28 protein-coding genes and 1 tRNA gene are annotated in these 26,459 nt (G+C 54.6%); 15 read left to right on the forward strand and 14 right to left on the reverse strand.

Annotated features, from left to right (window positions below):
* Positions 1-25 precede the first annotated feature (25 nt).
* From ACUZ79_RS01660 to ACUZ79_RS01715, 12 genes are all read right to left on the reverse strand, one after another.
* Positions 26-238: a hypothetical protein gene (locus ACUZ79_RS01660; RefSeq protein ID WP_449250512.1), complete on the reverse strand. Its 213-nt coding sequence runs from the start codon at positions 236-238 to the stop codon at positions 26-28.
* A gap of 24 nt (positions 239-262) precedes the next feature.
* Positions 263-784, reverse strand: a complete 522-nt coding sequence (locus tag ACUZ79_RS01665; protein WP_449250513.1) for a hypothetical protein — start codon at positions 782-784, stop codon at positions 263-265.
* Positions 785-1,346: 562 nt separating this feature from the next.
* Entirely contained in the window at positions 1,347-2,069 is a 723-nt protein-coding gene (locus tag ACUZ79_RS01670) for a hypothetical protein (protein ID WP_449250514.1), read from the reverse strand.
* 19 nt (positions 2,070-2,088) lie between these two features.
* Positions 2,089-2,322 (reverse strand): helix-turn-helix transcriptional regulator, encoded by a 234-nt coding sequence (locus ACUZ79_RS01675; protein ID WP_449250515.1) that lies wholly within the window; start codon positions 2,320-2,322, stop codon positions 2,089-2,091.
* Between the two features lie 212 nt (positions 2,323-2,534).
* Positions 2,535-3,608 carry a hypothetical protein gene (locus tag ACUZ79_RS01680; RefSeq protein WP_449250516.1) on the reverse strand — a complete coding sequence of 358 codons (1,074 nt, stop codon included), beginning with the start codon at positions 3,606-3,608 and terminating at the stop codon, positions 2,535-2,537.
* A 76-nt stretch (positions 3,609-3,684) separates the two neighbouring features.
* On the reverse strand, positions 3,685-3,930 hold the full coding sequence (locus ACUZ79_RS01685; RefSeq protein WP_449250517.1) for a helix-turn-helix transcriptional regulator: 246 nt from the start codon (positions 3,928-3,930) through the stop codon (positions 3,685-3,687).
* A 77-nt stretch (positions 3,931-4,007) separates the two neighbouring features.
* Complete coding sequence (locus tag ACUZ79_RS01690) at positions 4,008-4,532, reverse strand: hypothetical protein (RefSeq protein WP_449250518.1); 525 nt, start codon at positions 4,530-4,532, stop codon at positions 4,008-4,010.
* Positions 4,533-4,535: 3 nt separating this feature from the next.
* On the reverse strand, positions 4,536-5,747 hold the full coding sequence (locus ACUZ79_RS01695; RefSeq protein WP_449250519.1) for a tyrosine-type recombinase/integrase: 1,212 nt from the start codon (positions 5,745-5,747) through the stop codon (positions 4,536-4,538).
* A gap of 160 nt (positions 5,748-5,907) precedes the next feature.
* A tRNA-Ser gene (locus tag ACUZ79_RS01700) sits at positions 5,908-5,997 on the reverse strand.
* Between the two features lie 132 nt (positions 5,998-6,129).
* Entirely contained in the window at positions 6,130-6,405 is a 276-nt protein-coding gene (locus ACUZ79_RS01705) for an HU family DNA-binding protein (RefSeq protein ID WP_022659096.1), read from the reverse strand.
* 347 nt (positions 6,406-6,752) lie between these two features.
* Entirely contained in the window at positions 6,753-7,595 is an 843-nt protein-coding gene (murI, locus tag ACUZ79_RS01710) for a glutamate racemase (protein WP_449250520.1), read from the reverse strand.
* Positions 7,596-7,744: 149 nt separating this feature from the next.
* Positions 7,745-8,665, reverse strand: a complete 921-nt coding sequence (locus ACUZ79_RS01715; RefSeq protein WP_240823334.1) for a sulfite exporter TauE/SafE family protein — start codon at positions 8,663-8,665, stop codon at positions 7,745-7,747.
* Positions 8,666-8,955: 290 nt separating this feature from the next.
* Between ACUZ79_RS01715 and hisH the strand changes: the two genes are divergently transcribed.
* The 7 genes from hisH (at position 8,956) to ACUZ79_RS01750 (ending at position 15,969) form a co-directional block, all read left to right on the forward strand.
* A complete protein-coding gene (gene hisH, locus ACUZ79_RS01720; RefSeq protein WP_240823335.1) occupies positions 8,956-9,594 on the forward strand; it encodes an imidazole glycerol phosphate synthase subunit HisH in 639 nt (212 codons plus the stop codon).
* Entirely contained in the window at positions 9,584-10,363 is a 780-nt protein-coding gene (hisF, locus tag ACUZ79_RS01725) for an imidazole glycerol phosphate synthase subunit HisF (RefSeq protein WP_240823336.1), read from the forward strand. The genes hisH and hisF overlap by 11 nt, the downstream gene beginning before the upstream one ends.
* Positions 10,364-10,413: 50 nt before the next feature.
* Complete coding sequence (locus ACUZ79_RS01730; RefSeq protein ID WP_449250521.1) at positions 10,414-11,295, forward strand: PP-loop family protein; 882 nt, start codon at positions 10,414-10,416, stop codon at positions 11,293-11,295.
* Between the two features lie 394 nt (positions 11,296-11,689).
* Positions 11,690-12,082, forward strand: a complete 393-nt coding sequence (locus ACUZ79_RS01735; RefSeq protein WP_240823338.1) for an FmdB family zinc ribbon protein — start codon at positions 11,690-11,692, stop codon at positions 12,080-12,082.
* Positions 12,083-12,089: 7 nt separating this feature from the next.
* Complete coding sequence (gene purB, locus ACUZ79_RS01740) at positions 12,090-13,406, forward strand: adenylosuccinate lyase (protein ID WP_240823339.1); 1,317 nt, start codon at positions 12,090-12,092, stop codon at positions 13,404-13,406.
* Positions 13,407-13,415: 9 nt separating this feature from the next.
* A complete protein-coding gene (gene pyrE, locus ACUZ79_RS01745; RefSeq protein ID WP_410173094.1) occupies positions 13,416-13,997 on the forward strand; it encodes an orotate phosphoribosyltransferase in 582 nt (193 codons plus the stop codon).
* A complete protein-coding gene (locus ACUZ79_RS01750) occupies positions 13,987-15,969 on the forward strand; it encodes a L,D-transpeptidase family protein (RefSeq protein WP_449250522.1) in 1,983 nt (660 codons plus the stop codon). The genes pyrE and ACUZ79_RS01750 overlap by 11 nt, the downstream gene beginning before the upstream one ends.
* 24 nt (positions 15,970-15,993) lie before the next feature.
* Here the strand turns inward: ACUZ79_RS01750 and ACUZ79_RS01755 are convergent, their stop codons facing one another.
* The gene (locus tag ACUZ79_RS01755) at positions 15,994-17,235 is read right to left on the reverse strand and encodes an ISL3 family transposase (protein ID WP_449250523.1); all 1,242 of its coding nucleotides are present in this window, start codon (positions 17,233-17,235) and stop codon (positions 15,994-15,996) included.
* Between the two features lie 144 nt (positions 17,236-17,379).
* On the opposite strand from ACUZ79_RS01755, the gene ACUZ79_RS01760 reads away from it, so the two are divergent.
* The 6 genes from ACUZ79_RS01760 to ACUZ79_RS01785 all read left to right on the forward strand — a co-directional run bounded on the left by ACUZ79_RS01760 (position 17,380) and on the right by ACUZ79_RS01785 (position 23,021).
* Positions 17,380-17,616, forward strand: a complete 237-nt coding sequence (locus tag ACUZ79_RS01760; protein WP_449250524.1) for a hypothetical protein — start codon at positions 17,380-17,382, stop codon at positions 17,614-17,616.
* Positions 17,617-17,785: 169 nt separating this feature from the next.
* Positions 17,786-18,529, forward strand: coding sequence for a hypothetical protein (locus ACUZ79_RS01765; protein WP_449250525.1), 744 nt, complete (start codon positions 17,786-17,788; stop codon positions 18,527-18,529).
* Positions 18,530-18,635: 106 nt separating this feature from the next.
* Complete coding sequence (locus tag ACUZ79_RS01770; RefSeq protein WP_449250526.1) at positions 18,636-19,679, forward strand: glycosyltransferase family 10 domain-containing protein; 1,044 nt, start codon at positions 18,636-18,638, stop codon at positions 19,677-19,679.
* Entirely contained in the window at positions 19,676-20,626 is a 951-nt protein-coding gene (locus tag ACUZ79_RS01775; protein WP_449250527.1) for a glycosyltransferase family 2 protein, read from the forward strand. The genes ACUZ79_RS01770 and ACUZ79_RS01775 overlap by 4 nt, the downstream gene beginning before the upstream one ends.
* 62 nt (positions 20,627-20,688) lie before the next feature.
* The gene (locus ACUZ79_RS01780) at positions 20,689-21,864 is read left to right on the forward strand and encodes an iron-containing alcohol dehydrogenase (RefSeq protein ID WP_449250528.1); all 1,176 of its coding nucleotides are present in this window, start codon (positions 20,689-20,691) and stop codon (positions 21,862-21,864) included.
* Between the two features lie 146 nt (positions 21,865-22,010).
* On the forward strand, positions 22,011-23,021 hold the full coding sequence (locus ACUZ79_RS01785) for a glycosyltransferase (RefSeq protein ID WP_449250529.1): 1,011 nt from the start codon (positions 22,011-22,013) through the stop codon (positions 23,019-23,021).
* Positions 23,022-23,220: 199 nt separating this feature from the next.
* On the opposite strand, the gene ACUZ79_RS01790 is transcribed toward ACUZ79_RS01785, so the two are convergent.
* Positions 23,221-23,808, reverse strand: a complete 588-nt coding sequence (locus ACUZ79_RS01790; protein WP_449250530.1) for a hypothetical protein — start codon at positions 23,806-23,808, stop codon at positions 23,221-23,223.
* A gap of 382 nt (positions 23,809-24,190) precedes the next feature.
* Here ACUZ79_RS01790 and ACUZ79_RS01795 point away from each other — a divergent pair, with 382 nt between their 5' ends.
* Both ACUZ79_RS01795 and ACUZ79_RS01800 read left to right on the forward strand, forming a co-directional pair.
* Positions 24,191-25,339 carry a tyrosine-type recombinase/integrase gene (locus ACUZ79_RS01795; protein ID WP_449250531.1) on the forward strand — a complete coding sequence of 383 codons (1,149 nt, stop codon included), beginning with the start codon at positions 24,191-24,193 and terminating at the stop codon, positions 25,337-25,339.
* A 1-nt stretch (position 25,340) separates the two neighbouring features.
* On the forward strand, positions 25,341-26,363 hold the full coding sequence (locus ACUZ79_RS01800; protein ID WP_449250532.1) for a hypothetical protein: 1,023 nt from the start codon (positions 25,341-25,343) through the stop codon (positions 26,361-26,363).
* Positions 26,364-26,459 lie beyond the last annotated feature (96 nt).

The raw sequence follows: 26,459 nt of genomic DNA on the forward strand, positions 1-26,459 counted from the left end.
TGTAAATGTCCGTTGCATAGTTTTGCTACCCGTTGAAATAGCGTTTCTTCTGGCCATCCAAGAGGGCAGCAGCCACAGCAGGGTCGATAGAGTATAGGCCGTTGCCAAGATCGACGACTTGGCCCAAAGTCAGGGCGCGCATAATCATAAGGTCTTCTTCAGGTGTGTTGCCTGTGTCGTAATCATCACCCATGGTCGCCTCGGTGCATTCCGTAGTTGCGTTCTTGAAATCGTTCATGAGAATCTCCGTGCTGGCTGAATATTAGTCGGTAATGCCTACGCCGCTGTTCACCTGTAAAACGAGGGCGCTGATGTCGTTATCATCGCCCATTGTCTCGTCCGCAAGAAGGGCTGTTCCTTTGCGCATGCTGGCCTGTTTTGTCTTTTGTGGGGCAGTACCGCCCCCGAGGCGCAAAAGCGCGGAGGCGCTCGTCAAAATGGCCCGTTGCGAATCCGCCCACTGCTTTGCCAAAATGGGATTGATGTTGCCGTCAGAGTCAACAACCTCAAAGTCGTGCGAAGCCAGGTAGCGAATGAGTTCTTCCGAAATGGTGGCATTGACGGCCAGCTGGTCTTTGAGCAGCTCGGCGGTGGTGGCGGCAGGCGAGTCCTCCAGCCGCTGCCGGATGGCAAGAAGTCGTCTGGCGCGGGTCGTACGGCAATCAATGCGGCCATGTTGAATGGCAGAAATGTTTTCGGCTAGGTCTCCAATAGTCTGTCTGGATGGAGCACGTGCATTCATGTCCATCTGCATATTTTCATGTGGTTTCTTGGTTCGTTTCATAGCAGACCTCTTGGGGGTTAACAGGGTAAAAAATGAGGGTAAAAAAATCTGTGTGTGATTTTTATAAAAATAAATTAGTTGGTTACGTTAGCAACCATGCGGATGTGGTGTCCGCCCACCTATCAACCTAACTGCTTTTGCCGTCTTGGTCTCCGATGAGGTTGCTGCGGGTGGTGTCGTCCTCATTCCACCCCAAAGTGCTTCTATTCCAGTGTTAGCGTGTTCAACCTCATCGGGCATCATTCAATCGTAAACGTGGGTGCAGTTGCTGGTAAACTTGCAATCATGGTGGCAATCCTTCTGGTGGTCCTTCAGCACCAAAACAGCAAAGCAGAAATCAAAGTCAGAAGCATCCGCAGGATGCTAGATGGTTACGTAGTAACCATGCTCTGCATTTAGTTCTCTTGTATTACTCTCTATGTGGCCATTAACACGCTGTAGTTATTGGTTTAACCCAGTTTTTGGTGGGGTGTGTGCCACCGGGGTGGGTGGGGTGTGTGCCACTGGGGGGTGGGGTGTGTGCCACTGGGGGGCTTTTGCACAATTTTTTGACAGGAATGCCTCACCCCAAGGGTGGTACACACCCCGGGGGTTGGATAGCGCGAATGTATTTTGAGTGTTTGCCCCAGACGCTGCACAGCCTTTCACCAAAATTTTGTTCTGCTTTGGTGATGGCGAAAGGAGTGCGTTTTTTGAACTCTTTGGCCTTTTTGCCACGCTTTTTCATGTTGTCCGTAACAATCCCCGGAAACAAAGCCTCCTCACTCGTCTTCGTTTTGTAGGTGAAGCTGCCCACAACAGCAGGATTTGCCTTTACAAACTCAATCCACTCGGCTTCTTTGGTGCAAGCGTAAAGTTGGTAAACCAGCATCATGAGCAGTGCGAGTCGGTCAAAGCTGATGCGCCACAAAGATTTTTCCTGATTTTTGTCTGTCTCGAGAACGCCCTTTTGGACAAGGCCATAATCGACAAGGCGCGCCATGACCCCAAATTTCGCAAAAAGCGTGTCTGAGGACACAACAAGAAATGCTGCCATTTCTGCCCGACTTTGGATAAGCCAGTTGTGGCCATCCTCGTCTTCATAAATGGCGAAATTGTTTTCATTTTTTGTCGCATACCAAACGTGCTGGACAACAGACGCTTCAACTGGACCAAGAACGGCCTGCAAAACCTTTGGGGCAAAGACCTTCCCCAAAGAACCCGGCGCGGCGCTCGTTGTTAAAAAACAAGCGGGCGTTATCGGCAGTTCTTTGGGGAAGTTTGCGCCTGTAGCAGCTTTGGCCATGATGCGTACCTACCGATCCTTAACGTGTCCGGCGCATAGCAGGAGCGCCATACACAGAGGCAGAAACCCTCGAAAAAGCAGACAATGCATGCTCAACTTCGTCAGAACGCCAACCAACGGCACGCTTGCCAAGATGATACGGCTGTGGCAAGTCGCCAGATGCAACCATTGCCTCGAGCTTGCTGCGTGAAACGCCACCAAGCAAATCCAGAAGCTCTTTACGGCGAACGAAACGGAATGTTGTTTGAACCATGGTGAATCCTCCTGTAAAGAGTGTTAAAATGTTATTTCAAGTTAATTATACGTTTAAAAAACCATTCCACAAGTGCTGAAAATCCTAAATAACGAATAGATGATTCTGTTTACAATGCTCAATTTATTTTTGTGTGTTATTTTATAGTTTTACATTACAAGGCATTACAACATCCTAAAATATAAAGTAAAAAATTAAAAAAGTGGGCTTTATCAAGCTGGCTGTGGCTCATCCAAAAGTTCCTCGCGCCAATTCCAGTCAAGAACGCTGGTTGTCACACCTTTGATTTTGATGTGGATGGGCTGCATGCAAGGTTCACCTTGTAGTGGTGTCGCCAGAACTTCCATGAAGCTGACATCATAACAATGCGAATTAAGTGTGTTTTTCAATTTAGTAGAATCCAGAAGGATGGCGATTTCCTGCATTTTTGCTTTGGCCTCGACAAACGGTGAGGCCTTGACCTCTTTGAGCAAGGAAAACAAGCGTTCCCAAGCCCTGCATCGCCCACACCACGCGCGTCTGGCGATGCGCATGACACGAACCTCGAAAGATTGGTAATCGACGCGCTTCAAAGCCCAAAAATCTGAAAAGTTTAACTGGTCCTCAAGGTCGCACAACTCTTCAAGCCGTTTTGGCAAAACAGGAGTCAATTTCCTGATTTGCTTGCGGAAAAGTGTGGCTTCTACGCGGATGTGCCAAGTGTCGTGCAGCTTCTTGCAATAAATCTTGGTGGTTGCACCAACGAACTGGCCACGTTTGAAGATGGACTGCTCCAGCAACGACTTGTCCAGAGCGTGAAAATAGCTGGTCGTTTTGCCGTTGGTGGCACCATCAGAACAGAATTGGAAAGTGTGACCAGATTTGTTGACGCGCCTAATTTTCTGGCCAAGACGTGGCGCAAGGCTGTTTGCAAGCCGTCCACGATAAATATTGGTCAAAGCATGCGACATGCCGTGGCAGGGAAAGTCAAAGGCGACTTCGAGAGAATAGAGGTGCAGGCGCAGGCCGTGCTTGGCAGCAAGCAGCCCCAAGATTGATAGGTGCTGTCTCGTCCCCGGGACACAGATATAACAGTACCCGTGAATGTTGCGGTAGCGAGAGCACCAGACGCCTATGGCTGAATACGTGAGGCCCCATTGGTACTTACCCTGCACATACGAGCGCGAAATTCGGCCAGGGCCGAACCCGTCACTCAAAATGCCATGCAGGTCTCGGTAACCAACACGAACAGTGAACACCAGCTGGTCAAGAATGGGTTTTGGTGTCTGGTGTACTCCATTTAACATTATGAAATCCTTTTAGATTGTTGGTGATGAGGTATGTACTGTGCCAATTATTAAAGGGGGCCTGCAGGGCAGGCCATCAACCACGTGCCCTGGGCATGGCTTGCGCACGCTGATAAGCATCATTCAGGCGGGGCATGGCTTGCATTGCGGCCTCAACCTCGTTAGAGCGCCAAGCAACAGCACGAGCGCCAATCTTGAACGGTGCGGGGAAGTCGCCTTGGGCAATGAGGCTTTCGAGCGTGCTGCGAGAGATGCCAAGCGTCCTAAGAAGCTCGGCTCGGCGGATGAAGCGGAATGGCAGTGGATTTGTGGCTACAAACATTTAAAAACCTCCTCCAACCTTTTTGGGGTCAGAAGAGGTTTTACCACGGGAATGATGGGCGAGATATGGACACCAATTTATGTTTTGGTGTCCCTTTTTTTATTCAGGGCACAATGGATTTTTGCCAGTGCCCTTTGCGTCCAATATCGTTCAATCAGACTTTGCTTGCGGCCTTCATCGTCAATTTCATCAAACAGGGGCGCAATCGGTACTGCTGGCCTGCCAGTCCTTTTCCGCAAACAAAGGCCACGCCTCTTTCTAAGCCTCTGGATTTTTTTGTGTGTTGCCTCAAAACCATGATCTTGTGCGCTCTCGTACCTGGATATACTGCCGTCAAATTCATTTTGTATGGTGTCACTGATGCTCTTAAAATCAATCAGGTCAGCTTCAAGGCTGGCGGCATTTTTCAATTCGGCCCAATCAGCAAACCCCAGAGAAGCGCGCAGCCTTTCGCCCATTTCAGCGGCTGATCCAGCAGTAAAATCAGCTTGTGCAATTCGCCTGGCCACATTCTGGATATACTCCCAAGTGGGGCGGGGGATTTCCTCGGGGCAAGTGCAGGTCGTCAAAACATGCCAGTGGGCGTAGGGCTTTGAGAACATGGCTTAGCCCTCCATCAGGCCATATAAATAGTCGGCCCACGCTTGCATCATTTTGCGACGGTCTGCCAAAAAATCAGTATGGTTGTAAGCTGCCCTGATTTTATCCTTTTCCCCGTGGGCAAGCTGGCGTTCAATCCAATCGCGGTTAGATCCCATCTCGTTGAGCCGAGTCGAAGCCATACCCCGGAAGCCATGCGCACACATTTCCTCTTTTTTATACCCCATACGCCGCAGGGCAGCGGTTATTGTGGCTTCACTCATTGGACGGTCAACGGTGCGCACCGATGGGAATAGGTATTTTGAATGGCCTGTCATAGGGTGTAATTCGTGCAAAAGTTCTATGGCTTGTTTTGCCAGTGGAACTAAGTGTGGTTCGCCCATCTTCATTTTGGCAGCAGGAATCCGCCACAGGGCTTCATCAAAGTCCAGTTCATCCCATTCCGCATGGCGAATTTCACCGGGACGGCAAAAGGTCAGGGCAGAAAATTTTAATGCGATGCATGTTTGGAAGCTAGTCTCTTTATATGAGGAAATGGCCTTCATTAAACGGCTTATGTCTTTAGGGTTGGTCAGTGCTGCACGGTGAACGACCTTGGTAGGCTGGTATAGTCCTTTACTGCGCAGCAAAGGAGTCCAGTCGTATTCGACACCGGGAAATTCGTGGGCTATGGCATATTGAAATATCTGGGATATAATCGAACGCACTTTCTTGAGTGTTGGGTACTTACCTTGGGCGCTAAGAGTATCTAAAATGGCCTTAACATCTGACTTGGTGACAGCTGAAATTGGTTCCTTTCCAATGCGGGGGTACACATAGCAGGTCAATTTTTGGTGAGTGTCTTTAGCATGCACATCTGACCATAGCGACTTGCTTTGCTCGAACCATAAAATTGCAGCATCGTGAAAAGTAACTCCTTTGGCCTTGGCCTGTGCTTTTTCTTTTTGTTTTTCGGCAGCGGGGTTGATGCCAGAAGCTATGGCTTTTTTTGCTTCAAGGGCAGCAATACGGGCATCAGTAAGGGACAGATCGGGATAGCGTCCGATAGTGAGGAGTTGGAACTTACCTCCGTATTTGAAGGACAAGAGAAATGCTTTTGTGCCTGTTCGTGAGACGGACAACAGGAGGCCGGGGACTTTGCCATCAACGACTTTGTAAGGCTTCTCACGGGGCTTGAGCGCCTTTATCGCCAAGTCTGTCAACGCTTTGGCTGCCATAGGGTAAAATCTCCTTGCGAAATGTCTTTACCCTAGTTTTTACCCTAGGTTTTACCAACTTTCAACGACTCTAAAAAACCATTACGGTACAAATAAAAAGGCTGAAAACCCTGCTATCGTTGGGTTTTCAGCCTTAAAAATCTTTTATAAAGCTATGAACTGGCGGAGGGGGAGGGATTTGAACCCCCGGAAGGCTCACACCTTCAACGGTTTTCAAGACCGCCGCGATCAACCGCTCTGCCACCCCTCCGCAGGGGTGTTTTCTCCGGCTTTATGCAGAGGCGGCCAAAATGCCGCGTACAAGGCGGGAGAAAATATCGACGGCGCGATTACCCTGTGTGAAGGCAATAGCGCCGCCGAAAAAATTGTGCTGCTACGCCATTTACTTAATGGCGTCTTTCAGGCCCTTGCCGGGCGTGAACTTGGCAACCTTGCTGGCAGGAATGGTGATTTCCTTGCCGGTGCGGGGGTTGCGACCCTTGCGGGCGGCGCGCTCAACCACCTTGAAGCTGCCGAAACCGGTGAAGGTCACGGATTCGCCAGAGGCCAGGGCTTCGCGCAGCGAGGCCACCACGGCGTCAAGAGCTTCTTCGGCTTTGGCCTTGGTGGGCAGGCCGGCTTTGGCATGGATCTTTTCTACGAGCTCAGCTTTGGTCATGATGCTACTCCATAAAGGATTTCGGTTATTCCCTGCAAGCCGGACCGGATCGACTGCCAGAAGTCTGGGGCCGAGGCCGATTCGCCGCACTCAAAAGAAACAGCCGCAAAAAAGCCGCCAAGGCTTTTTCACGTCATGGGGGAATCGTAAGCAAAACCGCTTCTGCTGCGGTCAGAACTTTTGTTTCCTTACGTCAGGGGCGGTTTCCTGTCAACGAAAAAGCGCAGAATCCCGCGTCTGCTCTAGCTTTTCACGAAATACCGTTTGGGCAAACAGGCTCGATGCAAGAGTCTGCCCCTTACTGGAAGTTTTTTATCTGCCCGAAATATAATGATTAAAAAATACTGTTATAGATCAACCAGGCATACTTCGTCATCGCCGAGGTTTCGACCCAGAAAAAGGCTGCCCGTCCGGGCAAAGCGGGCGGCATTGTCCGTGGTCAAAAAACGGTAGTGCGCGCCGCTATCCGCAGGTCGCAGCAGGTTGGTGGCCCGTAGTTCGTCAGCCACGCACTGTGCCGTGGTTGCGGCAGAATCCACTATGCGCACCTGCGGCCCCACCACGTTTTGCAGTGCCTCCTGCAACAGTGGAAAGTGCGTGCAGCCAAGCAGCAGGGTATCTGGTTCCAGATCGCCTCCGGGGGCGGCTCCCTCAAAGGGAAAGATGTCAGCCAAATAGCGTCTTGCAACGCCTTCCACAATGGGGCCGTTCATCCAGCCTTCTTCGGCAAGGGGCACAAAGAGGGTGCAGGCGCGCCCGGTCACAACGGCGTCAGGCCGAATGCGGGCAATGGCCTTTTGGTACGCGCCGCCGGAGATGGTGGCCTCTGTCGCCACTACAACTATATGACCGTTGGCGCTGGCTGCGGCAGCCGCCTGCGCACCGGGATCCACCACGCCCATGACCGGCAGCGGGGCAAACTGCTCCCGCACTGCGGAAAGCGCCGCAGAGGTTGCCGTGTTGCAGGCAATAACGAGCATTTTGACGCCCATGTCCACCAGCTTTTGAGCGGCCTTGAGCGTATAGCGCGTGATGGTGTCGCGCCCCTTGGTGCCGTAGGGCAGACGGGCGGTGTCGCCAAGATAGAGCAGATCTTCGCCGGGCAGACATTCTGCCAGGGCCTTGAAAACCGTGAGGCCGCCCATGCCGGAATCAAAAAGACCAATGGGCAACCGGGAAGAATCATTCATTGCAATTTCCTTTACAGTGCCGCGCGCGATACTGCAAAACGCGCGCCTTGGGGGCTTTGCTGCCTGCCCAGAACAGGCGAAGCGCCTCCGGCGCTGCCCTGCGGCAGGTCGAAAGCGCTCCGGCCAGAAAAACTCGGGCGGCAGCGGCGCTAGAAACCTTGGCCCAAATAGCGCACGGCTGTAAAGAGCAAAACTGCGGTCAGAAGGGCCTTCAAGGCAATGGAAGGCACAAACTTCTGGCAACGCGCCCCGGCATACATGCCGCACATGCCGCCAAGGCCCACCAGAACGCCCATGCGCCAGTCGGGCGCAACGGCCATATCCGGATAAAAGGGCGCGAGCAGAGCGTAAAACGACACGCCCGCCACGGAAGTTATAAAGGTGGCAAAAAGCGTGGACCCGGCAACAACATAGACAGGCAGCCCGAAAAACGAAACCAGAAACGGCGCCATGATGGCCCCGCCGCCGATGCCGTAGATGCCGCCCACAAGGCCCACCACAAGGCTCAGCAGTATAAGCGCGCGGGTGGCGACAACATACTTGGTTTCCTGAAACACAAAGGCCACTTCCTTCATGTTCCAGTAGAGCACATGGCAGCACATGAGCCTGCCGTTTTTGTCTTCGCAGGTGGGCATGTTCTCTTTCTTTTCCTTGCGCGACCACAGCGAGGCCCTGCCTTGCCATGTGGTCATGGCCATGCGCCCGCCAATGTACAGCAGCACAAGACCTGCAAAGATTTTAAAGCTCTGGGGATTGGGCAGCAGATTGATGCGCACGATGGCCCCTATAAACACGCCCGGCAATGTACCCAGGGCAATGGTAAAGGCCAGCGGCCACACAAGCCGCCCCTCGTGCCAGTAGCGCCATACGCCCGAGGGACAGGCCAGCACGTTAAAGAATTGGTTGGTGGCGCTGACGCTGGGGTTGGTGTAGCCCAGAACGCTCATCTGAAATGGCAGCAGCAAAAAAGCGCCCGAGATGCCGCCCATGGATGTGAAAAAAGAAATGCCCAGAGCCACCGCAAAAGGAACAAAAGGGTTGCACTCAATGCCTGCAGTTGGAAAATACATGCTGGCCTCCTGCGAAGATTGCGTGATAACTATGGCGAAATATTAAAGATTTTCTTTGAACGTAAAGTTCTAATGTTCACGGTTTCTATAATAATCGTGAACATTAAAATTGTCACGTCATTCCGCAAAAGGTTTGCCGCCGCCGTATGCGGGCGCGCTGATTTTTCCTGCGACGCCGGGCCATCATGTCATCCTGCGCGTTGCCTGCGCACCGGCAAAAAGGTATGATGTGTCTTTCAAAGCCACCAGCCGCCAATCTCCCCACGGCAACAACAAGCAGAGGATGCACCATGCTGGCCATTCTGGACTACAAGGCAGGCAATCAGACGAGCGTGCGCCGCGCCCTTGAACATTTGGGTATACCTTGCGCCATCACGGCGGACCCCGCAACACTGGAACGCGCGCACGGCATCATTTTTCCCGGTGTGGGCGCTGCCGGGCAGGCCATGCGCGCCCTGCACCCCACGGGCCTTGACGTGCTGCTGCGCGAGGCAGTCAAGCGCGGTCAGCCTCTGCTGGGCATCTGTCTGGGCTGCCAGATTCTGCTTGACCGCAGTGAAGAAAACGACACCACAACCCTTGGCATCGTGCCGGGCCTGTGCCGCCGTTTTGAAGACAACATGCGCGAAGAGGACGGCACCCCCGCGCCCATCCCGCACATGGGCTGGAACAGCCTGAAAGTTTCCGCTCCCTGCCCGCTGCTCGCGGGCGTTGCCCCCACAGCGGAATTCTATTTTGTGCATAGCTATTATGTGGAGCCGGACCCCACCTTTGTGATCGCCACCACCACATACGGCAAGGAATTCTGCTCCGTATACGGGCGCGACGGCCTGTGGGCCACCCAGTTCCACCCCGAAAAAAGCGGGCGTCCGGGGCTGACAATTCTGCGCAACTTCTACGACTACTGCGAGGCGCGTCATGCTCAGTAAGCGAGTGATTCCCTGCCTGGATGTGCGCAACGGGCGGCTGACCAAGGGCGTCAAATTTGTAGGTAACGAAGACATCGGCGATCCTGTTGAAACCGCGCGGCGGTATTATGAGGAAGGCGCGGACGAAATCGTGTTCTACGACATCACGGCTTCCGCTGAGGCGCGCGGCATCTTTATTGATGTAGTGGAGCACGTGGCGGAGCAGATTTTCATTCCCTTTTCTGTCGGTGGCGGCATTTCCAGCGTGGCAGACATGCGCGCGGTGCTGCTGGCCGGGGCGGAAAAGGTTTCCGTCAATTCGGCAGCGGTCAAGGATCCGCACATCATCAGCGATGGCGCGGATGCTTTCGGCTCACAGGCTATCGTGGTGGGTATGGACGTGCTGGCTGTTCCGGTAAGCGCAGAAATCCCCTCCGGCTACGAAATCGTCATCCACGGCGGCCGCAAGCGCATGGGGCTGGACGCCATTGCCTGGGCGCGCCGCTGTCAGGAGCTGGGCGCTGGCGAACTCTGCGTCAATTCCATTGATGCGGACGGTACCAAGGACGGCTACGAGCTCAAGCTGACCCGCGCCATAGTTGATGCCGTGTCCATCCCTGTAATCGCTTCCGGCGGTGCGGGCGAACCGCGTCACATGCTTGAGGCTGTTACCGAGGGCGGGGCCTCCGCTGCGCTGATCGCGTCCATCGTGCACTACGGTCAGTATTCCATCCGGCAGTGCAAGGACTACATGGCCGGGCACGGGGCCAAGGTGCGCATGACCTGGTAGGCTCTGCCCCATGGTTTGTGCGGCCTTTTGTCGCATCAAAAGACGAAGATATGGGTAAAAATTCTTTCCACGTGGATCAGGTCCCAGCTGCGCTTGCCACTGTGCTGCGCGATCTGCCCCGCGTGGCGGTGGCTTTTTCCGGTGGGCTGGACAGTCGTTTCTTATGTCACTCGGCCCTGTTATGCGGTTGCAACGTGCTGGCCGTGCATGTTTATGGCCCGCACATCCCCCCGCAGGAAAGCGCCGGGGCTGCCGCCTGGGCGCGTGAGCGCGGCCTGAAACTGCACACGGCGCGGTTTGATCCTCTTGCCCTGGCGGAGGTGGAGACCAACAGCCCCCAGCGCTGCTATGGATGCAAGACTGGGCTTGTGGCTCTGTTGCGTGGCGAGCTTGCCCCCATGGCGGAAGCTCATAACCGCGTGCTCTGCGATGGCACCAATGCGGATGATTTGCAGGCTTACAGACCGGGACTGCGCGCGCTTGAAGAGGGCCGCGTGCGTTCGCCCCTAGCCGAAGCCGGGCTGACCAAGGCGCAAGTGCGCGAGGCCGCCCGCGCCACTGGTCTGGACAGGCCGTGGCAGCGCGCACGGCCCTGTCTGCTGACGCGGCTGGCCTATGGCATGCGGCCCGAGGCCGACACGCTGGCGCATCTGGCAGCGGCGGAGGCCGACCTTGCGGCATTGGGAGCAACCGGCCCCGCACAAGGTGAGGCCCTAGGTGCCGCGTTGGAAGAGGGCCGTGGAGGCGCGCTGGGGGATTTTCGTCTGCGGCTCACGCCGGAGCCTGTGTTGCAGGCTGAAAAACTGTCGGAAGACCTGCTCCCGGAATTGCAGTGCATCCTGATCCGTCACGGTTTCTGGCCTTGCAAGCTGGAGGCTGGCGGCAATATCAGCGGCTTTTACGATGCGGGCAACAGCAGCGGAAGCCGCTAGGCAGGGCAAATATTTTCCGCCTGCAATCAGTGTTTTCGGCCCGGAATGTGGCTCGGGGCTGGACTTTGCCGATCAAAGAGCATATGAATACCCACTTATATTAACGGGGCTTGCCCCTGGAGGGAATCATGGCACATAAGAAAATTGAGCGTAAGAAAGAACTGGATCGCCGCCGTAAGCGCCGTGAAGAGCGTCTGAAGCAGCGCGTGCGCGAAGCCAAGGCTGCCAAGGCCTAAGCTTCGAACACGGGAACCCGGCGTTCCGACGGCTGCGAATTGACGCGCCGTCACATATGGTGCTCGGCCCGGCTGCCTCCTGGCAGCCGCGCGGGGCGCAAACAAGCAGCAGCGGTCAGCGCGGCAGCATGCCGTGTCATGACCTTTTTAGTGTTACCATGCCTATCTACGAATATCAGTGCCCCAAGTGTCAGCATACGTTTGAGGAATGGGTCAAGGCATCGGAATCCCACGGGCAGGAGCCCTGCCCCAAGTGCGGTGAGCCTTCGCCCCGCATCATGTCGCACACTTCGTTCGTCCTTAAAGGCGGCGGCTGGTATGTGAGCGACTACGGCTACCGCAAGGGCGTTACGGAAGAAGGCGGCTCAACGGCCTCCTCCGGCACCTCCGGCGGTTCCTCTGCCCCCGCTTCCGGCGGTACGGCAGGCGAAAAGGCCTCCGCATCTGCATCCGATTCTGGAAACAGCGCCGCCAAGGCGGCCCCCGCCCCTACGCCAACCACAGGGTCCGCAGCGTCGGCACCCACCAAAGCCGCCAGCTCGGCTTCATGAGGCAGCCATGATTGATCGCTACACCCGTCAGGAAATGGGCCGTATCTGGACCCTTGAGAACCGCTATCAGGCATGGCTTGATGTGGAAGTTGCCGTTTGCCGGGCCTGGAGCGACATGGGCCGCATCCCCGCCGCCGCGGTGGAAAATATTCAGGCCAAGGCTTCCATTGATGTGGACCGCATCCTGGCTATCGAAGAAGTGACCCGTCACGACGTCATCGCCTTTTTGACATCGCTTGAAGAAAAGGTTGGCGCGGAAGACGCGCGCTACATCCATCTGGGCTGCACCTCCTCCGACATCGTGGATACGGCCAACGCCCTTCTGCTCATGCAGGCCGGGCGACTGATCCTCAAGGACATCCGCGCGCTCCTGGCCGCCATTGAAGGCCTGGCCCGCCGCCACAAAGGTGTGCTGTGCATGGGCCGCACCCACGGCATCCACGCGGAACCCACCAGCTTTGGGCTCAAGATGGCCGGATTCTACGCCGAGTTCGAGCGGCACCTTGCCCGGGTTGAAGCCGGGATTGAAAGCGTGCGCGTGGGCAAAATTTCCGGCGCGGTGGGCACCTATGCATTTTTGTCCCCCGAGCTTGAGCAGCGCGCCCTGAGCTATCTTGAGCTTGAGGTTGACCCGCACTCCACCCAGATCATTCAGCGTGACCGTTACGCCCACTTCTTCACCTCGCTTGCCGTGCTGGCCGGCGGCGTGGAACGCCTGTGCGTGGAACTGCGCCACCTGCAACGTACGGAAGTGCTCGAAGTGGAAGAAGGTTTTGCCAAGGGGCAGAAGGGTTCGTCGGCCATGCCGCACAAAAAGAACCCCATTTCGGCAGAAAATATGAGTGGTCTTTCGCGCCTTTTGCGCACCAACGCTCTTGCCTCGCTGGAGAATCAGGCTCTGTGGCACGAGCGCGACATCAGCCATTCCTCCGTGGAGCGGGTCATCATGCCCGATTCCACCATCCTTGCCGACTACGTGCTGACCCGCCTCACCAAGTTGCTTGAAGGACTGGTGGTCAAGCCCGAGCGCATGCGTGAGAACATGGAACGCTCTTACGGCCTGTATTTTTCGCAGCGTGTGCTGACGGCCCTTATTGCCACCGGACTTCCGCGCCAGCAGGCGTATGAAGCCGTACAGCGCCTTGCCATGCAAAGCTGGGAAAGCCGCACTCCCTTCCCCGATCTGGTGCGCAACGATGCCGACATGAGCGGGCGGCTGGGCGCAGCTGCACTGGCCGAGCTTTTTGACCCTTCGTACTACCTGCAACACGAAGACGAAATTTTTGCCCGGGTGTTCAAGAACGCTGCTGCCAACAAGGCGTAAGGAGCTGTCATGCAAACTCTTTCTTCTGAAGAACTGCTGGCGCTCAAGCGCCGCCTTGCCCGTCTGCTGGTAGAAAAATCATACCGCGAGGGAGATTTTGTGCTGGCATCAGGCCGCAGAAGCGATTATTATTTTGATTGCCGCGTCACGGCGCTCCACGCCGAAGGATCGTGGCTTATTGGAACCCTGTTCAATCACATGCTCCGCGAGATGGATATCAAGGGTGTGGGCGGCATGACCATGGGCGCTGACCCGCTGGTTGCAGCCACCACGGTCATCTCGCACGAACAGGGCAGACCGTTGAACGGCCTTTTGGTCCGCAAGGAAGCCAAAGGGCATGGCACAGGGCAGTTTGTTGAAGGGCTGGGCAATTTCTGCGCGGGCGACCGCGTTGCCATGCTTGAAGACGTTGTTACCACCGGCGGTTCTCTGCTGAAGGCCTGCGATCGCATTGCTGACGCTGGCCTGTCCATTGTGGCGGTTTGCGCCATTCTGGATCGGGAGGAAGGTGGCCGGGAAAAGCTCCGTGAGGCGGGATATGACCTGCTTGCGCTCTTTACCCGTGCGGAATTGGTGGACCTTGCGCGTTAAGGTCCCCACCGACCCGCGCGCCTTGCCCCATGCGGCATTGGCGCAATGTCTGACGGAATCTGCGGACAAGTCTATTGTCAGGTCGCTGGTCAGGTGTCTGACCAATTGCCTTGTCAGATGCATGGCCTTGGGGCTGCTGATGGCCTTTGGCATTGGTTGTCCCCTTGCCGCTCCACATCTGGCGCAGGCCGAAGAATGGCAAGCCTCTCTGTATAATGAGGGGCTTCCTACGCATTTGGTGGCTGTGGACAAAAAGCGCCAGACCTTCATGTTTTTTGAGAAAAAAAGCCCCCTCAAGCTCAAATACACCTATCCCTGCACCACAGGCCAGTTGCCCGGCGACAAGCAGGCCCTTAACGATCTGCGCACGCCCGAAGGCATCTACTTTGTGGAATACAAGATTGCCAGCGGGCTGGATTTCAAGGAGTATGGCGGTATTGCCTATACCCTGAACTATCCCAACCCCGTGGATCGTCTGCGCGGCAAAACCGGCCACGGTATCTGGATTCACAGCAAGGGTTTTGGCATTGAACCGCTTTCCACACGTGGTTGCGTGGCCATCGGGCTTAAGGAAATTGACGAGGTCGGGCCGCAGCTGACGCCCGGTACGGCCGTGGTTCTGGCCGATAAGATGGACGAGACCGCCCAGCCCCGGCCCGACAGCAGCACCGCCAACGAGCTGCGCCGCCTGATGCAGAACTGGAGCAACGCCTGGGCCTCGCGATCCGTCAAGATGTTTGATTATTATAATCCCGATGCCTATTCCAAGGCCATGACGGAAAATTTCACGGCCTTCCGGCAGAACAAGGAGCGTCTGTTCAAGTCGCTCCAGTTCATCAAGATTTTTAATCGCAAGATTAATGTGCTGGAAGGGCCGGGGTATTGGGTGACATGGTCAGAGCAGCTCTATACCGCATCCAATCTTTCCACAGAGGGTGTGCGCCGCTTGTACTGGCAGCGCGGTAACGACCAGAAGTTCCGCATTGTCGGTATGGAATGGGCACCGCGCGACTTGGGTATGCGCGCCGATTTTCAGAAAGGCCAGCTTGTGGCCGAAGCGCCTTTGCAGCAGGTCAGCGATGCTTCTTCCGAAGCGCCGCAGCGCCCCCGGCTGGATATGCCAGAAGCCGCGCCTGAAAAGGCGGAGGCAACGGCCCTCACCGCACCGCAGCCCTCGCAGGACAAAGCCGCTACCGCCAAGGCTGGTCAGGGCGACAAGCTCATGGCGGCCAATGATCCTCTGGTTCCCCGCCGCAGCAGCGCAACACCTCCGGCAGAAGTAAACTGGGGCGCGCGTCCGGCAATGGAAGAAGCGGCCCGCAACGAGACGGAATCCGCCCCCAAGGGCGCACCTGCCAAACCTGCCGATCAGGCAGTAAAGCCCGCTGAGGTCCAGCAAGCTGTTAACTTGCCTGCACCAACATCTGTTCAGGCTCCCATTGCTGCGCCAACACAGCCCAACACTCCTGCGGCAGCGGCAGCACAGCAGCTGACCCTCACACCGGAAGTCCGCGCCGCTCTGGAAAAGGCTGTGCAGGCCTGGAATGCGGATTTTGCCGCGCGTTCGACCAACATCGCTTCTCTTTACGATCAAGCCAAGTACAACCGCGAAGCCGGAACTCCGCGCGGGTATTCCTATAATTCGACCATGCGCGAATTTGATCGCCGCTTTGCGGTGCCGTGGCTGCGCCTCATAAGTCGCAAGCCCAAGCTGGAGATCCAGGGTTCGCTGGCTGTGAGCCATTGCGACCAGCTTGTGGTGGCCCCCAACGGCATGGAGCAGGGGGTGCGTTCTTTCTGGTGGAGCCGGGACGACAAGGGAGATTTTCGCATTGTTGCCTCGCAGTTCAAGCCAGAAGAGCTTGGCCTTGCAGCGGATTATCTGGATCAGGTCAGCGACGACGCCAGCGCTATGGTTGAAAAATGGCGCAAGGCCTGGGAGGCTGGACGTCTGGACGAGTACATTGAATAGGTTCTTCGTCGTTTGATGTGGAATTCATGAAGCCACTACGACCTGAATCGGGGCCGCAATCAGGTAGACCATGGTGATGAAGTTCTCCACGTTCCGGTATCCTCGGGCCCTGGCCCTTGCCGCCTGGAACAGGCCATTGAAGCCTTCGAGCCTCGCATTGGTGTGCAAGGAATGCCAACGATGAAGGATTCGCGGCAAATGCCTCTCAAAGCTGGCCAATGCTCCGCGCACGGGTTCCAATAGCGGGCAGTCGGCCGCGTACTCGGCGGCATGCTTGAGAAAATGGGTTATGCGCCACTTGGCGGCCTGCTTCGATTCGGCCCGTCGAACCCAGCGCAGAAGTTCTTTGACACGGTAGGCCTTGGCGGTAGCGAAGCCCTGCTCGACGAGTTCCAGGAGAGCACTCTCCTGATTCTGCGTGCGTATTGTCTCGGCGCCCTTGAGTACGGCCCAACGGGTGTGGTCCGGCAGCTTTGACTGCCTGGCCTCAAGCTTTCTGACGTCATCGACGGCCTTGGTGAAGAGTTGGACGACATGAAACCAGTCGACTGTCACCGAGGCAGACTTGAACTTCTGTTCGACGGCGGAGAGGAACGCAGGCGACATGTCGCAAACTACCTCGACGATGTTTTCAGGACAGCCTTCATGGGCTTCAATGAACGCGCAGAACTGAGTCAGGCATTCCTTGCCCTTACCTGGAGTCGCGAAGATCACGGGCCTGTCGGAACGATCCAGGTCAATGAAGACGGTGATGTAATTGTGCCCACGCTTGGACGCGGTCTCATCCAGACCGATGGCCTTGATGTCTTTCAAGTTCAGCGCATTGATGGCTTTGGCCACATAGTGATGGACGATGCGCCACAGGCGGGTATCCGTGACCTCGACATGACGCGCTACGGCATTGACCGGCATCTCTCGAACGAGGCTCATGACAACCTGCTCAAAAAGCAGGGTAAACCGGCTGCCTTCCCTGGCCCATGGGGCTTCGACGCGTCGGATTCCATGTTCCGGGCAATTGATCCTCGGCAGTCGGGCTGTGAGGTAACAGTGATGCTGGAAGAAGTTGAGATGCCGCCACGTGAATTCCTTGAAGTCGTGAGCCTTGCACGCGGCTCCGCACTCGGGACACGGATACAGCGCTCCGCGGTCGGCACCGATCTCCAGGTGGAGCTTGGTTGGCGTATGGTCGGTATCAAGACGTTGGCTCATAACTTTCCAGGGCGGCGTGAGGCCGAGGCCCAAGGCAAAGATTTCTTCAGCTTGCATGGCAGTCCTCCTAAAGGAGGGCTATCCAAACTGATTGAGGTCGGTCAATTCCACATCAAACGACGAAGAACCATTGAATACTATGCGGACGATGCCATCCAGCAGGGACGTTGGGGGGCAAAGAATATTCAGAAGCAGAAGGAATTGCTCTGGCAGCGAGTGCAGCCCACTCTGGTTCAGATCACGGGCCTGCGGCTGGTGGCTGACAAGCAGGGCCTGCGCGCCGACATGAATCAGGTCTACGCAGACAGCTCCGGCCACACTGACCGGGGCACCAAGACCCTTTTGCTGCGCTTTGACGGCAAGGGCTGGCGAATCGCCCGCGAAGACTGGGCACCTCTTGGCGCGCCAGTTGCGCCCATTGGAGAGGCTGGTCAATAGGGGCTTCTGCCTTTTGCCTCATTGGGTAATGCAAGGGTTGGTAAAACAGTCTGCCCGATTTAATGGCGAGGTATCATAACAAGGTGTTGTGTGCGGCCATCCCGAAAATTCAAACGCCAAAGTTCGTGAGGACCGTTTGAAGTACCGCGAAAATCTCAGCATAATCCTGATGCGGGATAACGGCCCCAGGCGTAGCTATCGAGTGCGCAGGGGGCGGTTTGTGGCGGCCCTTGGGGTTATGGCCTGCCTACCCCTTGCGTGCGCTGTTCTGGGATGGCTGTGCTGGACTTTGTGGCAGCAGAACGTGCAGTTGCGGGACAATGTGCTGCGTTTTGAAAGTGATTCGCAGACGGCGCAGGCCAACGCGGAGCGGCTTGAACACCTCGAAGAACTGTTGCGCGAAGAAAATATTCCAGGCCGGGAGATCGTGCTGCGCAGACTCAGCACAGGCGGCGCCGCTGCGGAAGCACCCGGTGAAGGCCCCGCAATTACTGGCGGGACTATGGCTGAAAAACCTCAGGGAGGGGCCAGCGATGCGGCCCGCGTCACTGAAGGGCCAGGGCATGAGGACTTTCCCTCCATTGATCTTGATTACGTTAAGGTGGGGAATGTACAAGTGCGTGAAATACGGGGCGGCAAGCTGCGTATTGCATTGGATCTGCGCAATGCCGACAATCAGAAGATACTTTCTGGTGTAGTCAGCGGCACTTTGCTGACAGCCGATGGCAAAAAATATTCCCTGCGCTTTGAGCCCGAAGATGTGGGCAGTTTTCGTATCAGCCGATTCAAGCGTGCTGTCATGGTTGCTTCTGCCGAGCACCCCATGAGCCTCACCAACGCCCAGGTCATTCTTGAAGTGCGCAGCCAGGAAAATGGCGTTGTATTTCGCAATATCTACGCAGTTGAGCATTAAAGTGATTTTCACCATCCGTTGTTGATGCGTCCTGAGCAACGGGTGCTGCTAACGGGCCTCTGACCAGGAAAAAGCGGGCCGGGGCCTTGTCATTGCGAGGCTTTTTGTGGCTGAAAGTTCCACCCTGTTGTGCTATTTTGCCACCATCCCCGAGGCCTGGCCCTGGATGCGGCAGACAGAAGACGGCAACGGCGCTCTAGGCCGTGTGCAATTTGTGCTGGCCTCGCAAGCCTCCCACTCTTTTCCCTCGTTTCCCTCTCCGGCAGAAACTTCCAGTGCATGGCTTGTGGTTTTTGATGAAGCCCCTGCGGGTTTCAGTACCACAGTGCCTCGTGAACGGCGTATCCTCTTTGTCACCGAACCGCCCGAAATCAAAAAATATCCCCGATCCTACCTCGGTCAGTTTGGCACGGTGGTGTCGCCCTATGACTTACGTGGTGTCGAGCGCCGCAGCATGGTCATCAGCAACCCCTGTCTGAGCTGGCACTACGGCGTCGAGCGTTCATCTGGAAAAAATATAAGCAAATTCAGCAATCTTAATGAATTGCGCACATTCCCCATGCCTGAAAAACCAGGCCTTGTTTCCGTAGTCTGTTCCAGCAAGACGGCAACGTCGGCACAGCGTGCGCGACTTGCTCTTGTACGCATGCTCAAAGAGTGGCTGGGGGATGCGCTGCATGTGTATGGGCGCGAGTTTAATCCCGTGGACGACAAAATGTCGGCCATTGCGCCCTACAAGTATCATGTGGTGCTTGAAAACAACTATCTGGACAACTTCTGGACAGAAAAACTGTCCGATGCCTGGCTCGGTTGGGCGCTGCCGCTCTATCTTGGAGCACCCAACCTTGGCGCTGTTTGCCCCTCACCCGGATTTGTGCCCTTGCCGCTCGGCGATCTGGAAGCCTGTGCGCAGAGTATTCTGTCTGCCATCAAGAGCCGTTTGTGGGAGGCCCGGCAAGCAGAGCTTGCCCTGTGCCGCAACTGGATGATGGAAACCACCAATGTTTTTGCCCGCGCAGCCCGGATGATGGAAACAGCGCCAGAGTATTGCCAGAGGCAGCCTGCGCTCGGCAGGCCGGAACCCATATTTGGCTCTGGGCGCGATGATGTGGCCGCCATATACAGGCAGGTGAGGGGGGGAGGCAAGTGAGTTCGTCCTTGCCAGAAATCACTGTGGCCATGCCCGCCCATAATGCCGCCGCCCACCTGCTTGAAGCGATTGATTCCGTACTTGCCCAGAGCTTTGAAGACTTTGAGCTTCTGGTGGTGGACGATGGCTCCACAGACAACACACTTGCCCTCGCGAAGTCCATTGACGACAAAAGGGTTCGCGTCGAGCGCCTGCCTGCAAACAAAGGGCGGGCCACAGCGCGCAATATGGCCATGGGCCGTGCGCGCGGCAGATATCTGGCCTGGATGGATGCGGACGATATAGCCATGCCCCGCAGGCTTCAGGCCCAGCATGCCTGCCTTGAGGCCCAACCCGATATCCACATCTGCGGAGCGGGCATCCAGTACTTTGGGCAGTCCTGCGCGCTTGAACTCTTTCCAGAACAGCCGAACGCCGCCCGCGCAGCCTCGCTCTTTGGGGTGCCCGTGCCCAACTGTTGCGTCATGGTGCGGCTGGACGCGGTGCGCGCCTTTGGCTTACGCTATGACGCCAGCCTGGCAAGGGCAGAAGACATGGCCTTTTGGGCCGATGCCCTGCTTAATGCCGGATTGCAGGCGGTCAATTTGCAAGAGCCGCTGCTGCACTATCGTTATGCGCCAGCAGCCCATGCCCGCCAGTGGCACATGCGCGCACTGCTTGGGCATGTGTTTCCTCCGCTGGGTATTCGGGCGACAGGAACACAGGCGGCACTGCACGCAGGGCTGATCTATGGCGGACCAACAGAGCCGGAAGCTGCGCTGCGCTGGCTTGATACTCTCTGGCAGGCCTGGACTGCCCGTTATGGACATGATGAACATATGCAACGGCACATGCTCGTTTTTATGGCGCGCATTTTGCGCGAAGCCTCGACAGATGCAGCACAGGCGGATCAGACAGGCAGGCTTTTGCGTACACTTTCGCTCGCGGCGCTGGCAGAAAATATCTGACGCTTACGCCCTGGCCCTGCGCTTTTGGGCCGCCCGCGCTTTTTTACAGTCAGGAGGTTCCCATGCACTATTTTACGTACTACACACCCACCAGGGTTGTTTTCGGCAAAAATACAGAGCAGCAGACCGGCGCACTCGTCAAAGCCTGCAAATGCAGCAAGGTGCTTATACACTTTGGCGGGCAGAGCGCCCTGCGTTCGGGCCTTGTGGACAAGATAAAAACGTCCCTTCAGGCTGAAGGACTGTCCTTTGTCACTCTTGGCGGCGTAGTGCCCAACCCCCGGCTTTCGCTGATCCGCGAGGGCATTGAACTGGCGCGCAAAGAAGGGGTGGATTTTGTGCTGGCAGTGGGAGGCGGCAGCGTCATTGACTCGGCCAAGGCTATCGCCTACGGCGCTGCCAACGAGGGAGACGTGTGGGATTATTACATGGGCAAGCGCAAGCCGGATGCCTGCCTGCCCATTGGCTGCGTGGTGACCATCGCCGCCGCAGGCAGCGAGATGAGCAGTTCAACCGTTGTGACCAACGAGGAAAACGGCTTCAAACGCAGCTTCAAGACAGATATGGCCCGTCCGGCCTTTACCGTCATGAATCCTGAGCTGACCATGTCGCTGCCGCCCTTTCAGACGGCCTGCGGCTGCGTGGATATTCTCATGCACACCATGGAACGCTACTTCGGGCATGGCTCGAATATGGACATTACGGACAGCATCAGCGAGGGACTCATGCGCGTGGTCATGCACCATGCCGCCGTGCTACGCAATGATCCGGCCAATTATGACTCCAGAGCCGAAGTCATGTGGGCCGGCAGCCTTTCGCACAACGGCCTGACCGGCTGCGGCTCTGACGGCGGCGATTGGGCCACTCACATGATTGAACACGAGCTGAGCGGCATGTTTGACGTGGCTCACGGAGCGGGGCTGTCTGCCATATGGGGTAGCTGGGCGCGCCATGTGCTGCCCCTGCGGCCTGACCGCTTTGCCCTGTTTGCAGAACGGGTCATGGGCGTTGCCCCGGCGGAAACGGAAACTCTCACGGGCTTGCGGGGCATTGAGGCCATGGAGCGGTTTTTCCGCTCGCTGCACATGCCCACCTCGCTGAAAGAGCTGAATCTCGCGCCTACTGATGCGCAGATTGCCGAAATGGCAGAAAAGGCCCTTGTGGGCAAAACTCACATCGGGAGTGTAAAAAAACTGCTGCCTCCCGATATCGTCGCCATTTTTGCTGCCTCGCGGTAAGGGAGATTGGCGGATAAAGCAATGTTGGCCCGTTTCTGGCCGGGGTGGATACCAGACTGCCCCGTCTGAAACGGGCTTTTTCCGGTCTTGGGCCGGGGGTATCGAGGCAGCCTGCGGGCTGCGTAAAGCGACATCAGGAGCCAGGCATGCACGATGCATTTGAAGGCCGCATTGACGTGAGGTTTCCGCGCGCGGTTGTCACAGGCGTAACCGGTAACTGGGCCTTTGCCGCAGGCACGGTGCTGCTGGCGCTTCGGCGGCATAATCCGGGGATGGAGGCAGACATCATCGTTTTTTGCGATGATTCTCTGCTGGAAACCGATGCCGCGATACTGCAAAGCCTTGGTGCGCAGCTTGTGCCCTTTACGCCTGTTCACGCAGAGCTGACAGCTGAGGCGCTGGAGGTCTTTTCGCCGCTCAGTCTGGCAAAATTTGACTGTTTTGACCTGCTGCAACGCTATACGTCTGTTGTATGGCTTGATGCGGACGTACTGGTTCAGGATAGCCTGGAGGGCCTGTTTGATTGCGGCCCTCTGGGGCTGGCGCTGGAAGACCCGGAATTTTCAGACCCTCCGGGGGCCAAACCCGCGCAGATCAATCTGCACGAACCTATTGAGGGGTTTGACGGAGGCGCTGACAACCTGAATTCGGGCGTCATTGTATTCCGCAATGATTTGCCTGCGCCGGAGGCCCTGCGTCAGGGCTGCCTGGAATTTGTGTGCCGTCACGGCGCAAAGTTGCGCTACCCGGATCAGGCGGCTTTTAACCTGCTGGCGCAGATGCTGCTGCGGCAGTATCCACAGAGCGTTTTTCAACTACCGCAGGGCTTCAACGCGCATCCTCGTAATCCGGCGGCGGCCTTTGCGCCAGTGGTGCATGCCTTTGGAGCATACAAGTTGTGGAATGACGGCCTCACCGCCACCTGTTTTCCTGAATGGCAGCGGGACTATGCCCGTTGGCAACGTCTTGGCGGCAGCCCCTATGCGGGACCAGTTGAAAATGCGGAATTTCTGGCAGGCGGCGCATTTTCGTTGCTTGGCGGGTTGTGCGGCACCATTGAAAAAGCCGAGGCCGCCATTGCCGAATTGCAGCAAAAGCTGGAAATGGAAACCAGGGTTCGGGCCAGACTCGAAGCTGTGGTCAGCAGGCTCGGGTGAGAGATGCAACATACCTGCTACTGTCAGAGGGCTGCACCAGCCGTTTGTAAAATGGGCGGATTTGCCATGAGGGTAAGAATTTGCCGTGCCGATAATGCACGGCGCGTAAGCGCGTGCATCAAAAAATGGCAGGAGTGGCGAGAAAACATTTCATGCAGGGCGGCTGTAGAGCCGTAACCGCCCCATACCAATCCTCTGATCAAAGAATTATGCGTGAGCAGGGTTCTCCTTCGAATAAGAGTTTCGCAATCTTGCGAAACGCGGGCTGAAAATCTTTCCACAACATCGTGGTGACATCCTGAGGATTAATAACACCCAATTCAAAGCGCACAGATATGGATCGCGGCAAAGAAGAAATTTTTAAATCCATGGCCTTTATGGTAACTATCATATATCGTTGTGGATCTTTTTCATTAAAAAGTGAAGTCTGTGCGGTATGTAAATACAGGTATACTATATAACGCGCATTGTTGGCCTTGGCCAATTCATTGACTTTGTACCACTGCTCGTGTCGATCTGTGATAATGGCCTGCTTCGCAAAGGGGGTAAAGGCTTCCTGGAACATTTTCGCTAACTGAACTTCAATATCCGGATATCGTGTGCTATCTACAGGCATGCCGTAGCCTTCTCTTCGGTCATCGCCATGAAGTATTCCACTATCCGGTACAATATATACAGTTTCCCCGCGCTCCATAGTTCCGAATTCAGGCGGACCAAAATCTGTCAGTCGTTTTGTGCAACCGCATAATGTCATTAATATTAATAAAATAACATATAAATATCGCATACATGTCCTCACAAAAAAAGAACCCAGGCGTGTCATGGTGAATGCAGTGGAAGTATTGAGGCTTCAATGGAATCACAAGGTGCGCAAAAACGCTATCTGTAAGAACCATGCCAACGGAAAGCGGTCTGGGGGAGATTAAAAAAAGCGGCTAGCTTTTTACAGCTAACCGCTTGAATTCTTTATGGTGCGCCCGGCGAGATTCGAACTCACGGCCTTTGGCTCCGGAGGCCAACAATCCGCATTTACATCTGTTTTCATCAATTTTCTTTTTAGTATAATTTAAAATAGTTATAGAAATCTATACTTGCATTTAGTTTTATCTTTTGCCATGAAAGGTCAAATAAAAGGTTGGAAATCGGGTTGGAATTTTGTTGGAGGCTTCATGGCTAGTCAGGCTCGTATGAAGACAAGCTACCCAGGAGTGTTCTACCGGCTTGCTGAGCGCAAAGGTAAGCCGGGTGAAGAGCGGGTTTATTATATTGTATTTAAGCAAGATTCTAAGGTCGTTGAAGAAAAAGTTGGTAGGCAGTATGCGGACGACATGACCCCTGCTAAGGCGTCTGGAATACGAGCTGATCGGATTGAAGGGAAGCGCGCTTCTCGTAAGGAAATCCGCGCGGCAGCTCTTGCGGCAAAGGCCGCCGAGGCTGCTAAGCCGACAATTGCTAAGCTTTGGAGTCAGTATCAACTTGCTTTTGATGATGATAAAGTAAGAAAATCTGATGTGAGTAGGTATAATATCTATCTATGTGAAATTTTTAAAAACAAAACGCCTAATGAAATAACAACATTAGAAATCGATAAGCTCCGTCATATGCTGCTCAAAGCAAGAAAAAGTCCGCAAACAACAAAACACATACTCGCACTGCTTCGTCGGATAATCAAATTTGGCGTCAGAAAAGGGCTATGTGCATCACCAGATCCATCCGTACTCCATTTTGAGATGCCAAAGGTAGACAATCAGAAAACGGAAAGTTTAACCGGCGAGCAGTTGAATAAATACTTAGAAGCAATTGATATGGAAGCAGATCAAGACGCCGCCGCCTTGTTAAGGCTCGCGTTAGTTACGGGCATGCGCAAGGGTGCTTTGATGGCGTTACAGTGGGGTGATATAGATTTTGAAAGTGGTTTTATTTTGCTTCGTGGTGAAGCCGCTAAGAAAGGTAAAACAGAACGTATACCGCTCTCACATGCGGCCAGAATTGTGCTTCAAAGCATTGGAAGAGCCGATAGCTTGTATGTGTTTCCAGGAAGAAACGGTGAGCAACGGAAGGAATACCGTAAAATAGCAGAGAGGGTGAAAAGGCGCGCTGGTCTGCCTGACGATTTTCGTCCGCTGCATGGGTTGCGTCATGCCTATGCTTCGCTTCTTGCCTCCAGTGGAAAGGTCGACCTATACACACTACAGAAGTTACTGACGCATTCAAGCCCCCAGATGACCCAGCGTTACGCACACTTGGCCGATGAGGCCATGCAACGGGCAGCCAGTGTCGCAGATGAAATTTTTGACATGGATAGGGAGAAAAAGTGATATGTCAAACCCTGCTCTTGATCAGACTACATTAGAAGAGTCATTTTTTTTCTGTGAGTATGCAAAGCGCAGTTTTGAGATGTCAGCTCATAATAATGGGCAGATCGAAAATGCCATGAAGCATGTTCAGGTTACCTCTCGGCAATTTTTCATGGCAGATATTGCCGAAGGAATGCAAATAGACTTGCTTGCAGATGCTGTTTACTGCCATGAGGCATGCATAATGGGCTTGCGCCATATTACTCCATATGAAGGTAGTGAAGAATATATCGTGATGATCTCTGATCAGTATTTTATTGAAAATCTTCTTCTGACCTCATATTGTTTCAAGGTAAACGCTGCATTTTTACCATTCCCATACGACATGGTTGAAGTTGCCACACGGGTAAAATGTGGTGATGGGGTCCCAATAACATTCAAGACTCTAGACAGAGCAGATAGGAGGTGTGTGATTAGCTTTAATAGCAATCGTGATTATATTTTCTTTGGCATTGACAAAAATCTTTCATCCGAGGAAATGATCGATATCCTTAAAAAGAAGGTCACTCTTATTAAATCAATCAATGACTATGAAAACTGTAAAAGGAAAGATATTCTCAAGGACGTACACAAACAATCAAACTTCAGATCGCATAGGCAATCTTTGAATAATGTGTTTTACAAATCTGCTGGTTTGCTGATCTATGATTTATATATATGCAACAATTTTGAACTTGATCGAGCACTTGAAGAATATAGAAAGCTCGACACAATAATAAAATGTGATCCATCCAAAAAATCGACATCTGAAGATTGTGTAAAATGCAATCACTTTGGGAAGTGTGAATCACATTGGCGAAAGCTCTTCAAAGCAACTGTTGAAAAAATTAGCGGCAAAGAAGACAATGAAGTGTATTTAACTCGTATAAAGAATAAGGATAAGGTAAATAAAATTAAGAGGCGACCAATAAGCTTCTTTGAATATGCATTTAGGGGCACTGTTCCACAGTCAAGATTATTGTTCAAAGAAAGGACGTTTCATTAAAAATTGAGAATGACATAAACTGCCATCTTGCTTCATATTAAAGCTTCCCTGCCGTTTTCTGCGGATAATCAGGGAGGCTTTTCTTTTTCACCTCAC

The sequence above is a fragment of the Desulfovibrio faecalis genome (assembly GCF_053570625.1).